This is a genomic window from Streptomyces coeruleorubidus (assembly GCF_028885415.1).
In the GTDB taxonomy this organism is placed as follows: Bacteria; Actinomycetota; Actinomycetes; order Streptomycetales; family Streptomycetaceae; genus Streptomyces; species Streptomyces coeruleorubidus_A.
The window spans coordinates 9,380,150-9,397,590 of record NZ_CP118527.1 but is presented as its reverse complement, the minus strand read 5'-3'; the positions used below and the strand labels follow the sequence as shown (position 1 = coordinate 9,397,590).

Below are 17,441 nucleotides of genomic sequence, written 5' to 3'. Positions count from 1 at the left end.
GCCCGAAGGAGGTCGGCCCTGCGGATGCCGGGCCGCCGCGCTTCCAGAGCACCGCACCTGCACCCACGTCTGGCTGGGCCCCTAGCCTGAGCGCAGCACGACCTCGGCTACCACTGGGACGGGGTTATGGACGCGGTTGAGAACCCACTGGTGAAGCCCGCTGGAGCCATGCCGCCGGGCGAGCGCGTACGCAGAACACGCCTCGCCCAGGGCATGACGCTCGCTCAACTGGGCGCCCGCACCGGCTACTCGGCGGCGCAGGTCTCTCGCCTGGAACGGGGCGAATCACCCATGACCCATATTGATGTGCTGCTGAGATTCGCCCGTGCCCTCGACATCCCGCCCCAAGACCTCGGCCTCGCCCCCGCGCAGGCCACGCCGTCATCCCGACACAGTGTTTCGACCGGCCCCTACCCGCGGCTTCCCGCCCCTAGTCTGGGAAGTTCGGGGCGTGAGAACGGTGAGGACGCGGTGAATCGAAGGAAACTGCTCGCGAACCTGGCGGTGACCGCCGCAGCCGCAGTCGGCGCCCCCATCACCGGCACCGCCAAGGCGGACGAAGCCCGCCTCGGAGACATCCTCGTCGCCGGCCTGCGGGACGCGATGCTCGGCCTCGGCGCCAGCCCCTGCGACCCGAACCCGGATGAGCTGCCCACCGAACTGGCGCGTGCTGCCGCCCACTTCAACGCCGCCAACTACGCCAGCCTCGCCACACGACTGCCCCGCCTTCTGCGCGCAGGCCACCAAGCCGCCGGCACCGAGCACTACCCCGTGCTCGCGCATAGCTACCTCCTGGCCACCCGCGTCCTCATCAAGCTCAACGCCTCCGACCTCGGATGGATGGCCGCCGACCGCGCCCGCCAGCTCGCCCACGCCGCAGGCGCACCGCTCGCCGTCGCTGAAGCTGCCCGCCAGCAGGCAGTGCTCGCCCGCCAGGCCGGATGGCGTGACCAGGCCCTCACCCTCGCCCTGAACGCCGCCGAAGACCCCGCTCTCGGCGAGGCAGGGAAGGCTGGCGCCGCACAGCGAGGCCTGCTCATCCAATGCGCCGCCTACACCGTCGCCCATCAAGGCGACCAAGAAGGCATGCGGGAGCTCACCGCCGAGGCCGCCGCAATCGCCAAGAGCCTCGGCCACACCACACACCTCCGGGACACCGCAGGCGGGTTCAGCACCGCCACCGTCCAACTGCACCTGATCAGCGCCGAGTACAAGGCCGGCGACCCATCCGCCGCCATCGCCGCCGCCGACGCCCTCGACCCCAAGCTGCTGCCAACCGTCGAGCGCCAGGCCCTGTACTACATGGACCGGGCAACCGCCTACGCCCGCTGGGAACGCCGCGAGGAGTGCATCAGCGCCCTGCTGGAAGCCGAGCGCCTGGCCCCCGAAGAGACCCACGCCCGCCCCGCCGTCAAAGCCATGCTTAGCGGCTTACTCGTCTCCGGTCGCACCACACCAGAACTCCGGGGACTCGCCGCCCGCTCCGGTGTCCTCACCTGAGCCCCCGGGCCAGGCCAGCCGGACAGCCGTCGTTACCTCGACAGCAGCGCCATTATCCGCCTGCGGACACCGCCTGACGATAGATACTGCGGCTGCGTTGTCTCCTCCTGCGGCCCCTCTTCGGATCACCACGCCTGCACGACCGGCGCGCAGGAGTCGCCAGACGAGGCGGACTGCAGGCGGACCGGCGGATCCGGCAATGGATCTATCCGACAGCCTCCGGCCTGCAGGGGTCCGTAAGATGCATCCGTGGAGAGTGTCGAGGACCGATTGAAGGCGTCCGCATCGAGAACACACCTCGCAGACGAAATCAGGCACTCCGGCTGGAATCGTCGGGAAGCCGCCGCGGTCGCAGAGATCTTGCAGACCACCGTGACGAGCGGCACCGATCTGCGAACCATCGAACTGCCCGATAAGACGCACTTCGGGCTGAGGATGGCGTTCTTCGAGGCCGCGACCTTCCCCCTCCGGCGGATAGAGCTACACCACTTCGATCGGCCGGAGGATCTTGGGCCGCTCGCTGACGCGCGGGTGTACGGCACCGACCTCCACGGAGAGTACGCAGGCTGGGGCTACGGCTACGGGGGTTGGGGCCTGAAATCCCACAGCCCTGTCCACTGCGCGAGTGGACGCGTCGAACGGGACTGCATGCGAGTGCCAACCGGCCACCGAAGGGGAGCGGACTGCATCACCCTTGCCGCCTTCCTCTACCGCACTCCCGGCTTCCGCGGTTGTTCCTTCTGCGGGGGTGCGGTCATCCAGCGCCTGACCGATGAGCAGCACACCTACTACGCACGGTTCTGCGAGACCTCAACCGCACGGCCGTGGCAGGCCGCAAAGCGCACGTGACCGATACCAGCTCCCCGCCCCCACCGACGTCCCGCTTGTGACAACGCCGTCGCTGTGACGGCGGCGCAGCGGCGGCGACCCCGGCCGGACGCGCACCCCCTGGCGAGCGCCCCGGTCCCGACCGCGCCCACGCGCCCATTCCCCCCTTCATCCCTCAACTCCAGCAGGGACATGGGCGAAGCCAGCCGCAACGGGGATGTCAGCACCCCGGCCACTCTCATGCGCCCGTGGCGACCTGCACCAACTCCAAGATGGAGGGATCGCGCAACACCTACCGCAATGAACCGCTCCGAGTCTGATGGAGGCTCGATTCCCTGAGAGGATCGAGTCATGGCACGTCCGTCCCCCTACCCTCCCGAGCTTCGCGAGCGTGCGGTGCGCATGGTCGCGGAGATCCGCCCGAACTATCCGACCGAGTGGGCCGCGATGAAGGCGGTCGCGGCCAAGCTGGGAATCGGCGCGGCGGAAACGGTGCGGACCTGGGTCCGCAAGGCGGAGGTGGACGCCGGTCAGCGTCCCGGCACCTCGTCGGAGGAGGCTGCGGAGATCAAGCGGCTCAAGGCCGAGAACGCCGAACTGCGGCGAGCCAATGAGATCTTGAAGGCGGCGTCGGCTTTCTTCGCGGCCGAGCTCGACCGGCCGTCGAAGCGCTCATAGCGTTCATCGACGAGCATCGGCAGGTGTTCGGGGTCGAGCCGATCTGCCGTGTCCTGACCGGCCACGGGCTGAAGATCGCGACGAGCACCTACTACGCCGCCAAGAACCGCGCCCCCAGCGCGCGGTCGGTCCGCGACGCGGAGCTGAAGACGCAGATCAGCCGCGTCCACACGGACAACTTCAGCGTCTACGGGGTCCGCAAAATCTGGCGGCAGTTGCACCGCGAGGGCATACCAGTGGCCCGCTGCACCGTCGCCCGGCTGATGCGCGACCTGGGCCTGGAGGGCGCCCGACGCGGGAAGAAGATCCGCACCACAATCCGGGACGACGACGACCAGGACAGGGCTGGTGACCTGCTCGGGCGCGACTTCACCGCGTCACGTCCCAACGAGCGGTGGGTGGCTGACTTCACCTATGTCGCCACCTGGCCGGGGATCGTCTACGTCGCGTTCGTCGTGGACGTGTTCTCACGGGCATTCGTGGGCTGGTCCGCTGCCACCAGCAAGCGGGCCAAGCTCGTCCTCGATGCCCTCGACATGGCCTTGTGGCGACGCGACCGGGCCGGAACTCCCGCTGGGCTGGGGCTGGTTCATCATGCGGACGCGGGCAGTCAGTACACGTCTTTCGCGTTCACCGCGCACCTCGTCGACGCCGGCATCGACGCCTCGATCGGCACCGTCGGCGACGCCCTGGACAACGCGCTCATGGAGTCCCAGATCGGCCTCTACAAAACGGAGCTGATCAAGCCCCGCAAGCCCTGGCACGGCCTCGCCGACATCGAGCTCGCCACCGCGGAATGGGTCGACTGGTTCAACAATCAGCGTCTCCACACAGCGATCGGAGACATCCCGCCCCACGAGCACGAGACCAACTACTACGCTCAACACCAGCCCCAACCGGCGGCTGGAGCCAACGCATAGAGCCTCCACCGATCCCGGAGCGGTTCATTGTCCGTGACTGCGGGAGTCGTTTCAATGCGACTTGGGAAGTCACCATCTGACCGAGGTTGCGATGTCAGCTTGTTTTGACGCCACTTGAGGACTTGCGGTCGGACTATGAGGTGTGCCTCTGTCGATAGCCTCTGGGGCACTGCATCTGAGGGAGCCGTCATCACTGCACACTGCGGCTCAGCAGCTTCAGCGTTCGTCGCCTTCGCAGCTTTTGGCTCGTTCTGGGGAGTGTGGGGCGCATCTCTCCCCCGGGTGCAGGATCAAGCCCGCATCAGCGACGGTGAGCTCGGGTTCGCCCTGCTGTTCGTGGGCGCCGGCGCTCTTCCCGCGATGCTGCTGGCAGGCAGAGCACTCGATCGCTGGGGGCTGAGAGTCGCCGCGGGAGCTATCGGAGGGCTGGGCATCATCGGAGTCGCCTTGGCGCTGACGGCGGTGAGCCTTCCGAGCCTGTGCACCGCGCTCACCATCGGCGGCGCTGCCAGCGGCGCGGCCGACGTGACGATGAATGCCGTGGCCGGACGCGCCGAGAGAGACACCGGACAGCCGGTCATTGCCCGCGCGCACGGCACGTTCTCCACGTTCGTGGTCCTTACCAGCCTCAGCACGGGCGTTGCCGCCGCCGCTGCCTGGCCGCTCGCGGTGCCGTTCATCGGGGTCGCCGTACTCTCCCTGACAGCCGGCGCCGCCCTGCTCAAAACGCTGCCTCCCTGGGAAATCACCTGCAGTGGCGACACCGTGGTAACGGCGTCCTCAGCACCAAGCCACTCGAACATGGGGGCGCTGCTGCCCATCGGGGCGCTGGGGGCGCTGGCTTTCGCGAGCGAGAATGCCCACCAGAGCTGGAGCGCGGTCTTCGCCCAGGACGAACTGCACGCCGGGAAGGGCCTCACTGCGGTGGCACCCGCCGTTTTCGCGGGAACGGTGGCGATCACACGGTTCGCCGTCGCGGGGCTGAAGGCCACCCACGAACAGTCCGTCATCCTGGCCGGATCGCTGGCCGCGGCCGGTGGCACGCTCATCATCGCTGCCGCACCCACGCTGCTCATTGCCGCGCTGGGGCTTGTGGTGGCCGGTGCCGGAACCGCCGTGCTCTTCCCGGCTCTCCTGGGCATCGTCTCGCGCGACGTCGAAGAGTCCCACCGAGGCCGCGCGACTTCCGTCATCACCACTGTGTCCTACCTGGGTTTCCTCCTCGGCCCCGTCTACGTCGGCCTATGGGCCGACGCGACCGGACTGCGCGGGGCCATGACCGCCGTCGCGGCCCTCGCCGCTGCCCTGTTCTTCCTGACGTCCCCGCTACTTGGCCTCAGCCGATCCAGCGGCAAATGAGCCCTGCCGCCAGCACACGAGCGACAACAAAGTCACTGACATTGATCAAGCTGGTCCCCGCGAAACGACTCCCGAAGTCACGTCGAAACCACTCCCCCGGAAACTGACACAGCCAACCCGTCTTCACGCGGCTCCGTCAGTGACAGCCGGACCGTTCCGTCGTCACGAGGTTCGAAGAGGACGTCCCGCATCGCACCGCCGGCCCCCCGAGTCGACGCCGTCAGCACGTGTTCCTGAGCGAAGACCAGCTCGCCGCCCATCGACTGGCGCGCCCGTTCCTCAGGTCCATCGTTGGTCGAGGTTCTCAGTGCACGTCCATTGAATGGGCTTTTCGAGCTCCTTCGTGCTGCCGTACGGGATGGCCAGGCACCAGCCGCTCTGCGGATTCCTGAGCCGTTCGAGGTCGTCTCGTACCCAGACCTGGTCGGCGGCAGTGGCGCACATCCGCTGGCTGACGGCGCCGCCGTACTTCCCGTCGGCCACCAGGCACTTGTCGCTCCCCATGTTGCGCAACCGGTAGCCGCCCGGCACGGGTTGGAGCGCCCAGAGCTGGCTGGCACTGGTGGAGCAGCGCCATTGGACCGCCGCGGTCGTGTCGCGCGTGGAGGCCTCGGGGATGGCGAGGCACAGCCCGCTCGTTTGGTTCTGGAACCTCCGTGGTGCCGCATCCCGTCGGTCCGCCCGGGGTTGCTTCTCGTCGGGGGCGGGGGGCGTGGACACCGCGTCGCGCGGCGGAGCGGCTTCCTCGGCATGGGGCGCCCGTGTCGGCCCGCTCGCACGGGGTGCGGACGCCGTAGGGGCAGCCGGTGCCTGGGAGGTGCCCGGCGTAGGTGACGGTGACGGCGGGGACGGCGACGGCGACCGGGAGACCGCGTCGGCCGGGGCGAGCGCCGACTGCCCCTGCCGGTCGGAGGCCGTATCTCGATCCGCGATCTTGATAAGGGCCACGCCCGCACCGCCGAAGACCAGCAGCACCGCGATCGTCGCCAGCAAGAACCGCACTCTGCTGCGAGGGCCCCGTGGTGTCCTCGCGAACTGGTTGATCTGGATACCCTGGTCGCCGCTCTGTGCCGCCGCGGCGGCGTGGAAGGTGTTGTCGGACACCCCACCGTTGCGTTCGTGAGATGTCGTCATGCTCCCGGCCCTGACCCGAAGTGGTTGTTCTGCCGGTTTCCGCTGCCGACCTGAACGGCGGTGGGGCCGTGGAAGGTGTTCCCGGAGACCGGACCTGCGCCCTGCCCAGCACGTCCGGCCTGCTCCTCCACCAAGGCGCGCAACTCCGCTGCGACGTGTGTGCGGTCTTCCTCGGGCAGTCCCTCGAGCAGCGTCTCGATACGGGTCTGCCAGGACGCCCCCTGCTGCACCCGCACCCGCTCGGCCTCTCCCGGGCCGGCCGTCTCCAAGGCGGCGGCCGTGCGGTCGAGGCGTTCCGCCTCGGCGCGCTCACGCTGCCCGTCTCCCCCACCGAACAGCATGGCCACCCGTGTTCGGAACACAGCCCACCCATCGGTCCCGGCGGCCTGCACCACGGCGGTTCCACCCGCCGCCGCCAACGCCGTCAGCGCCTCTCCCAGCATCCCCTGCCCCCTCGACGAGTGTGACGAGCTTACGAGCATCAAACGAAACAGCCGCGACGCCGTCACGGCAGCCCCCGCCACCCGGGGCGACCGGGAGAGCATGCTCCGTGGACGTCCGCTCGAGAGCCCTCGGACCAGCGCCGTGCGAGTTCAGCGACGACAAACCTCGGGAACGCGGATCTGCAGCCCCCCCCAGGCCTTAGGGCTCCTTGCAGAATGATCTTCTTGTGGCACGGTGGAGAAGTATGTGATCCCGTGCGTGCTCCTTGGGGGTGACCCTGGTGCGGCGCAAGCCGTGGGAGGTCAGTGACGAGCTGTGGGCGGTGATCGAGCCGCTGCTGCCGAAGCATGAACGGCGGTTCCGGCACCCGGGGCGCAAGCGGATCGATGACCGCAAAACGCTGCAGGGTGTGCTGTTCGTCCTCTACACCGGAATCCAATGGGAGTACCTGCCGCAGGAGTTGGGGTTCGGTTCCGGTCCTACCTGCTGGCGGCGGCTGGCCGAATGGCAGGAGGCCGGGGTGTGGGAGGAACTCCAGCGGGTGCTGCTGGACCGGCTGCGGGCGGCAGACCGCCTGGACTTCTCCCGCGTCACCGTTGACGCCTCGCACGTGCAGGCCAAGCGGGGGCGAAGCAGCCCAAAAGTCGGCCCGAGCCCGGTTGACCGTGCACGGCCGGGCTCGAAGCACCACGTGTTGACCGACGCGCACGGCACCCCGCTGCGGGTGTCGTTGACGGGCGGGCACCGAAACGACGTCACCCAGCTCCTTCCGCTGGTCGACGGCCTGCCGCCGGTGCGGGGCAAGCGGGGCCGGCCCCGGCGCAAGCCCCGCACCTTGTATGCCGACCGTGGCTACGACCACGACATCTACCGCCGTCGGCTACGTGAGCGTGGCATCGTCCCGAAGATCGCCCGGCGCGGTCAGGCGCATGGCTCCGGCTTGGGCCGTGTGCGGTGGGTTGCCGAGTCCGCCATCGCCTGGCTCCACGGCCCTCGCCGCTTACGCACCCGCTGGGACGCCCGAGACGACATGCACGACGCCTTCCTGCAGCTCGCCCACTGCATGACCCTCGCCCGCAAGCACCCAGCATTCTGAAAGGACCCCTTACTGGCATGCGCCAGGACACGTCAGACAGTGCCCCGAGCAGAGTAATCGTCAAGACCTGTGGATCGGCGATGTTTGCCTGATGCTCCGGTGCCATCGGATCGCGCCTTCGTGCCATTCGTCGGTGGGCGTGAGCCCGGCGGCGGTTGCGACGGCAGCGGATGCTTGGTGTTCTGGGTGGATGTGGGCGATGACGGCCTGGACCGGCTGCTGGCTGAGCCAGTCGACGAGTCCTCGGGCCGCTTCGGTGGCAATGCCTCTTCCCTGCCACGCAGTACCCACCACCCAGGCGATCTCGGCGACGGGTCCGTGGCTGGAGGGGGTAATCGTCGCTTGGACCGTGCCCGTCAGGCAGACTTCGTCACGGAGCCGGATCACCCAGTTCGGCCAGGAGACGGCCGGGTCGGGAGAGCCTGCGGTCATGCGCCGGTAGCGCGAGCGCAGGGCCTGCGGGGTGTCCGGAGTGCCGCCGATGAAAGTGTGCAGAGCCGGATCGGACAGCACCTGGGCCATCTCCTCGGCGTGCTCGACGAGAAGCGGCAGGAGGTCTAGTCGTGCAGTCCTGACGGCCTGGGCCGCGATGTTGCTCATGCCGCGATCACCTCGGGGCGTTCGAAGAGGTGGCCGCGTTCGAAGCGGGCTCCTGCGCGGACAAGGGCGACGAGGTGGGGTGCGTTCACGGCCCGCCAGCGGGCCTGAGCGGACTCGACGAGTTTGAAGACCATGGTCAGGGCAGCGGTGCGGGAGCCGGCGCCGCGGGTGACGCGGGTCCGCAGCCGAACGGTGGCGAACGTGGACTCGATCGGGTTCGTGGTCCGCAGATGGATCCAGTGCTCGGCGGGGAAGTCGAAGAACGCCAGCAACTCGGCCTCGTCGTCGACGATCTTATTGACGGCCTTGGGGAACTTCGCCCCGTAGAGCTTCTCGAACGTCCTGATCGCCACCTGGGCGTGCTGTTTGTCCTCGGCGTTGTAGATGTCCTGGACGGCCTTCTTCGCGCCCGGCTGCGCTGACTTCGACATGGCATCGAGCACATTGGCCGTTTTGTGAACCCAGCACCGCTGCTCGCGGGTGTCGGGGAACACCTCCGCGAGAGCCTTCCAGAACCCGAGGGCGCCGTCGCCGACTGCGAGCACAGGAGCGTGCATCCCGCGCCGGACCAGGTCGCGCAGCAGGTCCGCCCACGACTCGCCGGATTCGCGGTAGCCGTCCTTGAGCGCGACCAACTCCCTGCTGCCGTCCGCGCGCACCCCGACGAGCACGAGCACGCACGCCTTGGCTTCCTCCAGGCGGACATTTGTCGCTGGCGGAGGACCAGCATCTGCTTCCACCAGTACCACCTGCAGGACATGGGCCGAAGCGCAGTAGCGTCCGCGTACTGGAAGACCCTCTACGCGGTCCTCTCCGGAGTCGAGGGCACCATCAACGAGTTCGCCCACGGACACGGAACGCGCCGCTACCGCTACCGAGGACAGCCGAAAGCCCACCTGCAACCGTACTCACGGCCATTGCCGTGAACATCGAACGACTCAGCGGCCAGTCAGCGACCGAGGAACCCTCTTCGCCGAGACCGCCGACCGCCTGCCAGACCTTTCTGGACCGGAACGAGACCCCGGGTCAAAGTCCTGGCGAACCCTCGGCAGCTGAGATCATCCCAAGACCCCCGACAGAGTCACGCTCAGACGGAGGGTGCGCGCAGTGGGTTTGTATGTGGACCCTGTGATGGCTGTCCTCCCGCGACTCTGGCCGCCACTGCCGAACGTGTGGTTCTGCGGGGAAGGCGGAGAGTCGGCGTGGAGGCCCGCATGCCTGCTCCACAACATGGTCGGCGTGTACATGTCCCATGCCACATCCCAAATCCCTGACTCCGCTGAAGCCCGGCTGCCCCGAGCGGCCCGCCAGGCAGGGGCGCTTTCGCACGGTCGAGGTGCTGCCCAGCAACGTCTGATGGGCCGTCGCACGGCCAACGCTCTCTCGGCCGTCGTCATCGTTGTCTTCGCCTGCCTCCAAGTGCTCGCCCACCACAATTGGGGGCTGTCCAACGACTCTTACCGCTACGCCCGGCACAGCATGCAGATCCTCGGCGAGCCTCGCGACGTAGCTCAGCGGCAGGCGACAAAGGCGTATTGCTCTGTCGAGGCCGACCAGCGCGAGCACCTGCGGCATCTTCGTCCCGGCGGGATGCCAAGCCCTGACCGCCGAGCCGCACAAACGCGGTCCTGCCTGCGTGACAATGCAAATGGCCTTGGTCCAAGGAACCCCCGATACGAACGCATCTTCGACACTCGACCCGGATACCCTCTGCTCGCAGCACCGGCTATCGGCTTGTTCGGCATCACCCGCGGCATGTGGCTGACCAGTCTGGTGATCACTGCAGGCACATCTCTCCTGGTGCTAGTGCTGCTTCGCCAGGCCAGAGCTTCTCTGTTCGCCGCCCTCACCGGACAGGTACTCTTTCTCTGCAGTCGTCCGGCCTGGTGGTCCATGCGGCCGCTGGCCGAGGGAGCGATCACGGCCGGGGTGCTGGCCGCCCTTCTGGGAGCGTGGTGGCTGCTGCAAGGACGCAGCCGACCGGGCGTTGTCCTCCTGTGCGCTGCTCTTGGCACCACCGCCCTGGTCAAGTACTCCACCGCACTCGTCCTCGCGGGATCTCTGGTTGCCGCAGCCGCCTGCCTGTGCCTCATCCGAAGGAACACAGGGGACGGAACATCCCGCGGCCGCGCCGCCCTGCTCGGTGGTCTGAGCGCAGCGGCCGCCATAGGAATCATCGCAGCGATGAAAGCGCTGCGCCTTCCTGGTGCCTCGGAAACCCTGCAGGAGATCTTCACCCACCACTTCCGTACTCCGCCCGTTGACGACCCCTTGTCGCAACTCCTGCGGTTGAATGTCAGCTACTGGGTCCAGTGGGCGTGTGACCAAGCCGCTGAGCCGTTGTTCGTGCTTTTGCTCGGACTGGGCTGCTGGGGCTTGTTGCGATGTTCCCCGGTGCTCGGCGTGCTCTCTCTGGCCGCCGGCATGGTGGGACTCGCCACCGCGGCGGCGCACCCAACCGTCAGTCAGGGGGACCGCCTGTGGCTCCTGATGTGGATGCCGGCGCTGTTGGGCACGCCTCTCGCGGTTGACCTGCTGCGTTCCCGGCTGCGGGAAGCGGATTCAGTCCACCCACGACAGCTGGACGATGCGGTGAAGGCCCACTCGGCAAGCCGGTGAAGTCTGCCGGCAGTCGAAGATCGCCATGGTCAGTTTCTGCGCGTACTGCTGGAAACATCGGCCGTCTCACCGCGCGGATCACCGAGGGCACAGCCGGCACAGCCCATGCGGACGCCGTCGACCTGCCCACCACGACCAGCGCCTACTCCGCCGTCGGGTCGCCAACCGGCTACCCGACGGCGGAGTAGGCGCCACACAGCTCCGGGGACTCGCTCATCATCCGGACAGGAGCAGTTCCGTCCAGTCCCCGGCCACCCGCTCCAGGGAGAAGGACTCGTGCACCTGAGTGCGAGCCAGCTCCCCGGCCGACCGCCATTCGTCCGGCCCCAGATCGGCGATGGCGTCCGCCATCGCCTCCGGGGTCTCATGGATCCACCGCCGGTCGTAGATCTCGTCCGCACCCTCCCATGGCAGCAGGGCCGGTACCGCACGGGAGGCCATGCCTTCCGCCGTGGCGAGGTGGAAGCTCTCTAGGTCGCTGGTGGACAGCACATGCCCGATGCGGCGCAGCCAGCCCGGTACGTCCGGCCCGAAGGCGTCGAAGACGACGGCCCCCTCGATCAGCGGCGAGGTCTGGATACGGCGCAGCACGGCGTCGTAGTGCGCACGCTCCTCGGGCTTGTTCCAGATCCACCAGTACTCCCACGGTGGCTTGGACTTGACCGACAGGTGCCAGCGCCGGTCACGGGCGCGCAGCTTCTCCAGGACGTCGAGGCCGAGGTCGAGGCGTTTGAGGCTGGGCACAATGCCGATCATGCCGAGGCGGAAGTGGGCGCCGGGCACCTTGGGGCGGTCGAGCTGGGCGGTGTCGACCCAGTTCGGGATGACCATGATCTTCGACTCCGGCCAGCCGGTGTGCTCGCGGGTGCGGCGGGCGTAGCACGGGCTGACGCACACCACCCGGTCGACTGCGTCGATGTCGACCTGCCGCGTCCACGGGCCGGTCAACTCGAAGCGATGCAGGCGTACTACGAGGCGGCTGCCGCGCCGCTTGTGGCGGCTGTACCAGACGGCGGCCGGTCCACACCACTCAACGAACACCACGTCGGCCCAGTCGGCGAGTTCCCTGCTCGCGGCCGGATCGTGGCGGGCGAGCGCAGGCCACGCGTCGACGCGTACGTCGAGGCCGGGCAGTGCGCGAAGGTGGTCGAGCAGCCGGGTGAGGAACTTCAGGTCGTGGCCGGCGACACCGAGCCGCAACGGCCGTTGCCGTGCGACCACGGCAGGTGATGCAGGTCCCCCCTGCCCAGGAGGGTTCCCCCGCTTGAGCGAAGCCGGGAGTAGGGGAGAAGCCGAGAGCTTGGGGAAGGACGGAAAGACGCGGTCGAGGTCCGCCCGCCACCGGTCCGCCGCGGCCTGAAGGGTGTACCGCCCAGCGGCCTTCCGGCAGCGTTCGGCCGCCAGCAGCCGGGCCTCGGGCTCGCGCACAGCGAGCGCGACGGCTTCGGCGGCGGCGTCGAGCGCGGCGCCCCTGGGCACGTACAGCGGGTAGTCGCCGCCGAGCAGCGTCTCGTGCGCGGGCGTGCGGTTGAGGACGACGGGCAGACCGAGTACCCCGAACTCCAGTACCTTGGTGGAGAGTTCGAGGCTGGCATCGAGGTTCGGATCCCGCCAGCCGAGGCCGAGGTCGCAGTCAGCGGCGATGCGCATGGCCTCCTCGCGGGGCTGGCCGCCGTGGTGGTGGACGCCGGGTGCGGAGCGCAGCGCCTGGGCCATCTCGGCCTTGAACTCCGGGTGGGCTCGGTCGTCGTGGATCTTGTCGCCAACCGTGTGGAGTTCGGCACGGATGTTCAGTTCACTGAGGACCGACGGCAGGCGCGTCATGGGCAACGTGTTCCAATCCGGCGCGAACTTGCCCGTGTAGACGAGCCGCACCGGATCGTGCGGCCTGTCGCGCTCCGGCAGGGGGAAGCCGGGGACAGGCACGGCGGGCGGGCTGAGCACGCTCTTGCCGCAGGCCTCCGGCACCCAGGCTTCCAGGAAGCAGCGCAGCTCCTCGGTCTGGCAGAGGATTCGGCGGCAGGCCGCGGCGGCGCGAGCAAGGTCCGTGCGGGCCGCCTCGGTCATCTCTGCGGCCGACTGGGGGACGTCGGTCAGATAGGCCCAGATCCGCCCGTCGAAGGCGCCGTCGGCGACCACACGAGTGACCACTCTCAGGCCGCGCAGCACCAGCAGGTCGCAGGGCTCGTCACGGTCCAGCCGGGCCAGCAGTTGAGAGGCCTGCCCGGGCGAGAGTGAGGAACGCGACCCCTGCGTGGGCAGCAGCCGCTCCTCGTAGGGGCGCACCACGGTGACGCCGGGCAGCCCCGCCAGCGGTTCGATCAGGCGCTCGGTGCGGACGGGGGACTTGAGCAGGAGCCGGGTGTGGCAGCCCGCCAGCGACAGCGCCTGCACCGTCGACTGGGCCCACACGGCGGAGCCATCGATGACGTTGAGGTTGACGTCGCCGTAGACGAGCGCCTTGAGCGTGCGGGTCACGCGTTCTCCTTCCCGCGTACGGCGAACAGCCGGTACCCGTCGCGTGACCAGGTGTCCGCAGGCGTGCCGGCCAGGAGCAGGGACCGGCGGACGAGGACCGGCCGCATTTCCGGTACGAAGGCGTAGTCGTCGTCGGCCGGCGTGTGGCCCACCGCGTCCGCGCCCGAGTACTCCTGGGCGCACATCAGGTCGAGCAGCAGGGTGTCCGGGCGGTCCTCGGACAGGTCGGTCCAGTCGGCGACCCACGGAGCGGTGGGTTCATCGGCGTGGACGGCGACGCCTGCGGCGGTGAGTTCGTCCAGCGCCGGTACCCCCTGGATGGGCACGACCACCTCGGCCGGCCGGTGCACCTGGCCGAGTACCTGGTCGGTGAGGCGGGCGACTTCGGTCTCGTTCCGGGGCGCGGCCAGGACGGCGACACGGCGCCCGTCCAGCCGGTCGGGGGCTCCGGTCAGCCGGGCGAGCCGCGCCAGCCGTACACGGGTGCTGTCCTGTTGGAACGCCTCCCACAGCCGTGCTCTGCCATCGGCGACGGGGTCCAGACGGGACAGCCGTACACCGGTATCACCATCGACGACGGCGTCCCAGTCGAGGTGGGCGAGCCCCGGTGCGCCTGTCGCCGGGGCGTCCCGCCACAGCACCGCCTTGCGCCCCAAGGCTTTTGTCTGGCGGATGAGCTCGGCCAGACAGCGGTCGAGGTCGGGGGCCAGTCCGGTGCCCACGAGCGACCACGGGCCGGCGACATCGCAACAGGCGCTGAGCTGCACGACGAGCGCGTCCGGGTCGGTGCGCTCCAGGAGCAGCCGCCCGTCGTGCGGCAGCAGCCGGTTGACGACGGCTTCCGTCGCGAAGTCCTCGGCGGTGCTGTCGCTGAGCACACCCGCGATCACCAGTCGGTCTCGGGGCGTGGACAAGACGGCCCGGTGGGCGAGGTAGAGCCGACCGTCGGGCACTGCGGCATCGGGTTCCCGGGCCGGTGGCATCGGACGGGCCGTCGTTCCGCGTCCGCGGCCACGTCCGCTCCACAGACCGTACAACTCCCCCGGCAGCCGCACCATGCCGCGTCCGGGTGACCGGGCCGCCGCGACCAGCGCCCGCCCGACCCGCAGCGTGGTCGAACCCTCCAGCATGGCCACCCGCGCTTCCAGTACTGCGACCCGGTCCCGGGCGCCTCGCAGTGCGGAATCCAGCTGCGCCTTCTCCCGTGTGACGTCGGTCAGACGTTCGGCCGTGCCGTCGTCACGGGCGGCGTCCAGGGCGCGGGTGGTCTCCTCGACCGTACGCTCCAGGTCGAGCGTACGGTCACGCAGGGAACGGGAGACGAAGTCGGCGAGGACGTACTCGTCGGCCATCCGCAGCGCCGTGGCGAAACCGTCCGGCGGGACGGCACGGCCGAACCAGTCGTGGAGCGGCAGGAGTTCCTCGGTGCAGGCGATGGCCGCGCCCGCGTGCAGGTGGGTGTAACCGAGTGCGGAGGCCCGCAACACCTGGCAGCGGTGGGTCACCAGGTGGTCAAGCAGCCGGTGGTAGGGCAGGTCGGAGCCACGGTGGCCGAACAGAATCAGGCCTCTGCCTCCGGGGCGCATTCGTTCCAGTACGGCCAGGCAGGCCGCCTCGTCACCGTGCAGCCGGGGATCGGGACCGTAGGTCAGCAGCACCAACTGGCCGGGGCCGACGGGCTGTTCGTGGTGGCTCAACTCGACGCCCGGCGGAAGATGGAGATAGCGGTCCAGGCGCAGACCGCGGCCCGCCGTGGCGTCCACGACGGTGGCGACGCCGTCCAGATGGGGATGGAGCAGATCGATGATGCGCATCAGCGGATCCTCGTGAAGACGTGGAAGCCGACCAGGTTCTCGCGGAACCCGTAGGGCTTGAACAGGGTGTGGCGCAGGCCGAGCGGTTCGAGTTCCCGGCGGTAGGCGGCTGTCGGCCGGTGCACGATGTAGTCGCCGAGCGGAGAGCGTTCCTGCCCGTCCTCGTCGGCGACGATCAGCCGACCGGTCGTCCGCACAAGGGACGCGATGTTGCGCAGGCCGGCTGACCACTGCGCGTCGTCCATGACGTGGAAGAGGACGTCCACGCACAGCACGACGTCGTACAGCCAGGGGCTGCGCCAGTCGGTGAGCGAGGCTTCGGCGTAGCGCGGGCCGCCGCCCTCGGCGCGGGCGTGCGCGATGGCCTCGGGGCTGGTGTCGAAGGCGTCGACGCGGTGGCCGAAGCGCGCGAGTGCCCGGGCGAAGTGACCTTTGCCGCAGCCCGCGTCGAGCACGAACAGCGGGGACGGGGGGTTCGACAGGTCGCCGATCAGGGTGAGCAGGGCACCGAGCCGCAGCGCGTAGAAGATCTCGTTGCCGGGGCGGTCCAGGCCGATGTGTCCGCCGGAGGCGAGGTCGTCGCGTTCGCGGTGGCGGGTGTCCCAGTAGGCGCGGGTGCGGCCATCAGCGGGGGCGCCCATCGCGGCGAGACCGTCCGTCGTGGTGGGGTCAGCCATGACGCTCCAGCCAGTGGGTGAGCACCCGGGCGATGCGGGGGCCGGCCTTTCCGTCCCACAGCGGCGGGCCCTCGGAAGGCTGCGTCACCGCGCCGACCAGCACTTTGTGCAGCGCTGGCGCCAACTCGTCGTGCCGCACCAGCCGGTTGGTGCCGTGGGTGACGGTCACCGGGCGCTCGGTGGTGCCGCGCAGGGTCAGGCAGGGTACGCCCAGCACGGTGGTCTCCTCCTGGACTCCGCCCGAGTCGGTGATCACGGCGGCTGCCCCGCGGACCAGGCTCATGAACTCCACGTAGCCGAGCGGTTCGAGGAGGTGGACGCCGGGCGCGTCCGCGAGACCCGCCGCGCGCAGCGCCGCCCCACCGCGCGGATGCAGCGGTACGGCGAGGTCGAGGTGGACAGCGGCCTCGGCCAGGGCGCGGGCGGCGGCGGCGGCCGCCCGGGGGTCGTCGACGTTGGAGGGCCGGTGCAGCGTCACCACGCCGTAGCGTTCGGGCAGTCCGTGCGCGGCACGGGCTGCGGCCGGGTCGAAGCGATCCAGGTGACCGAGCAGGGTGTCGATCATCGGATTGCCGACGAAGTGGACACGGGCCAGGTCGACGCCCTCCCGGGAAAGGTGGCCCACGGCCTCGGGGCTGGTGGCGAACAGCAACTCGGCGAGCTGGTCGACCAGACGCCGGTTGATCTCCTCCGGCATCGTCGTGTCGAAGCTGCGTAGGCCCGCCTCCACATGGGCGATGGGGATCGGCAGCTTGGCGGCGACGAGGGCGGCGGCCAGCGTGGAGTTGACGTCCCCGTACACCACGACGACGGCCGGCGCGCGGGCGGTCAGCTCGGCTTCCAGCGCCACCAGCAGGTCGGCCGTCTGCCGCGCGTGGCTGCCGGAGCCGACACCGAGGTCGGTGTCCGGTTCGGGCAGGCCGAGCTGGCGGAAGAAGATGTCCGACATGCGTTCGTCGTAGTGCTGCCCGGTGTGGACGAGCACCTGGCCGCAGCCGGCCGTGCGCAGGGCGGTGATGACCGGTGCGGCCTTGACGAAGTTCGGTCGGGCGCCGACGACATGGAGTACAGGGCCGTTCATTTCCGTTGGTCTCCGCTCCGTCGACCTACCGTAGCGACATGTGCCGTCGTATCCCACATGCCCTTATCCTTGCGGTATCGGTAGCTTGGTCCGAGCTGCGCCACGACCCCATTCGGGCGATACTGCTCGGCGTTCGGATGTCGCCGGCGCCTGTCCGGCACCGGCTACGGGGCCTGGAGCGGCGGCTCACCGTCCGCGCCCGGACAGCCGGGC

The 17,441-nt window shown here is 69.4% G+C and carries 14 protein-coding genes, 1 pseudogene and 1 other annotated feature; of the genes and pseudogenes, 7 read left to right on the top strand and 8 right to left on the bottom strand.

What is annotated here, in order from left to right:
* The first annotated feature begins 150 nt into the window (after window positions 1-150).
* The 4 genes from PV963_RS43265 to PV963_RS43250 all read left to right on the top strand — a co-directional run bounded on the left by PV963_RS43265 (window position 151) and on the right by PV963_RS43250 (window position 5,285).
* Window positions 151-1,500 carry a helix-turn-helix domain-containing protein gene (locus PV963_RS43265; protein WP_274821885.1) on the top strand — a complete coding sequence of 450 codons (1,350 nt, stop codon included), beginning with the start codon at window positions 151-153 and terminating at the stop codon, window positions 1,498-1,500.
* Window positions 1,501-1,749: 249 nt separating this feature from the next.
* Window positions 1,750-2,349 (top strand): hypothetical protein, encoded by a 600-nt coding sequence (locus tag PV963_RS43260; protein WP_274821884.1) that lies wholly within the window; start codon window positions 1,750-1,752, stop codon window positions 2,347-2,349.
* A gap of 330 nt (window positions 2,350-2,679) precedes the next feature.
* Window positions 2,680-3,926 (top strand): IS3 family transposase gene (locus PV963_RS43255; protein ID WP_274821883.1). Its coding sequence is split into 2 segments (ribosomal slippage): window positions 2,680-2,962 and window positions 2,962-3,926, totalling 1,248 coding nucleotides; the frame shifts between segments, so codons are not numbered across the junction.
* Window positions 2,961-3,089: a sequence feature (AL1L pseudoknot), on the top strand. Its footprint overlaps the gene before it by 129 nt.
* A gap of 135 nt (window positions 3,927-4,061) precedes the next feature.
* Window positions 4,062-5,285, top strand: a complete 1,224-nt coding sequence (locus tag PV963_RS43250; RefSeq protein WP_342456421.1) for an MFS transporter — start codon at window positions 4,062-4,064, stop codon at window positions 5,283-5,285.
* Window positions 5,286-5,564: 279 nt separating this feature from the next.
* On the opposite strand, the gene PV963_RS43245 is transcribed toward PV963_RS43250, so the two are convergent.
* Together PV963_RS43245 and PV963_RS43240 are read right to left on the bottom strand one after the other, a co-directional pair.
* Window positions 5,565-6,419 carry an RICIN domain-containing protein gene (locus PV963_RS43245; RefSeq protein ID WP_274821881.1) on the bottom strand — a complete coding sequence of 285 codons (855 nt, stop codon included), beginning with the start codon at window positions 6,417-6,419 and terminating at the stop codon, window positions 5,565-5,567.
* On the bottom strand, window positions 6,416-6,862 hold the full coding sequence (locus PV963_RS43240) for a hypothetical protein (RefSeq protein ID WP_274821880.1): 447 nt from the start codon (window positions 6,860-6,862) through the stop codon (window positions 6,416-6,418). The genes PV963_RS43245 and PV963_RS43240 overlap by 4 nt, the downstream gene beginning before the upstream one ends.
* A gap of 278 nt (window positions 6,863-7,140) precedes the next feature.
* Between PV963_RS43240 and PV963_RS43235 the strand changes: the two genes are divergently transcribed.
* The gene (locus PV963_RS43235) at window positions 7,141-7,959 is read left to right on the top strand and encodes an IS5 family transposase (RefSeq protein ID WP_274822027.1); all 819 of its coding nucleotides are present in this window, start codon (window positions 7,141-7,143) and stop codon (window positions 7,957-7,959) included.
* A gap of 60 nt (window positions 7,960-8,019) precedes the next feature.
* Here PV963_RS43235 and PV963_RS43230 read toward each other — a convergent pair whose 3' ends face one another.
* A complete protein-coding gene (locus tag PV963_RS43230; protein ID WP_274821879.1) occupies window positions 8,020-8,559 on the bottom strand; it encodes a GNAT family N-acetyltransferase in 540 nt (179 codons plus the stop codon).
* A pseudogene (locus PV963_RS43225) lies at window positions 8,556-9,263 on the bottom strand (IS256 family transposase); the annotation flags it as partial. The pseudogene PV963_RS43225 and the gene PV963_RS43230, both read right to left, overlap by 4 nt.
* Window positions 9,264-9,317: 54 nt before the next feature.
* Between PV963_RS43225 and PV963_RS43220 the strand changes: the two are divergent.
* Window positions 9,318-9,485 (top strand): transposase, encoded by a 168-nt coding sequence (locus tag PV963_RS43220; protein ID WP_274821878.1) that lies wholly within the window; start codon window positions 9,318-9,320, stop codon window positions 9,483-9,485.
* Window positions 9,486-9,915: 430 nt separating this feature from the next.
* The gene (locus tag PV963_RS43215) at window positions 9,916-11,178 is read left to right on the top strand and encodes an ArnT family glycosyltransferase (protein ID WP_274821877.1); all 1,263 of its coding nucleotides are present in this window, start codon (window positions 9,916-9,918) and stop codon (window positions 11,176-11,178) included.
* A 216-nt stretch (window positions 11,179-11,394) separates the two neighbouring features.
* Here the strand turns inward: PV963_RS43215 and PV963_RS43210 are convergent, their stop codons facing one another.
* Genes PV963_RS43210 through wecB form a run of 4 tightly spaced genes read right to left on the bottom strand, consistent with a single transcriptional unit; the run spans window position 11,395 to window position 17,228 of the window.
* Window positions 11,395-13,656 carry a glycosyltransferase gene (locus PV963_RS43210; protein WP_274821876.1) on the bottom strand — a complete coding sequence of 754 codons (2,262 nt, stop codon included), beginning with the start codon at window positions 13,654-13,656 and terminating at the stop codon, window positions 11,395-11,397.
* Complete coding sequence (locus PV963_RS43205; RefSeq protein ID WP_274821875.1) at window positions 13,653-15,470, bottom strand: hypothetical protein; 1,818 nt, start codon at window positions 15,468-15,470, stop codon at window positions 13,653-13,655. Before PV963_RS43205 ends, PV963_RS43210 begins: the two co-directional genes overlap by 4 nt.
* Complete coding sequence (locus PV963_RS43200; protein ID WP_274821874.1) at window positions 15,470-16,147, bottom strand: class I SAM-dependent methyltransferase; 678 nt, start codon at window positions 16,145-16,147, stop codon at window positions 15,470-15,472. Before PV963_RS43200 ends, PV963_RS43205 begins: the two co-directional genes overlap by 1 nt.
* Complete coding sequence (gene wecB, locus PV963_RS43195) at window positions 16,140-17,228, bottom strand: non-hydrolyzing UDP-N-acetylglucosamine 2-epimerase (protein WP_274821873.1); 1,089 nt, start codon at window positions 17,226-17,228, stop codon at window positions 16,140-16,142. The genes PV963_RS43200 and wecB overlap by 8 nt, the downstream gene beginning before the upstream one ends.
* Window positions 17,229-17,441: the final 213 nt, after the last annotated feature.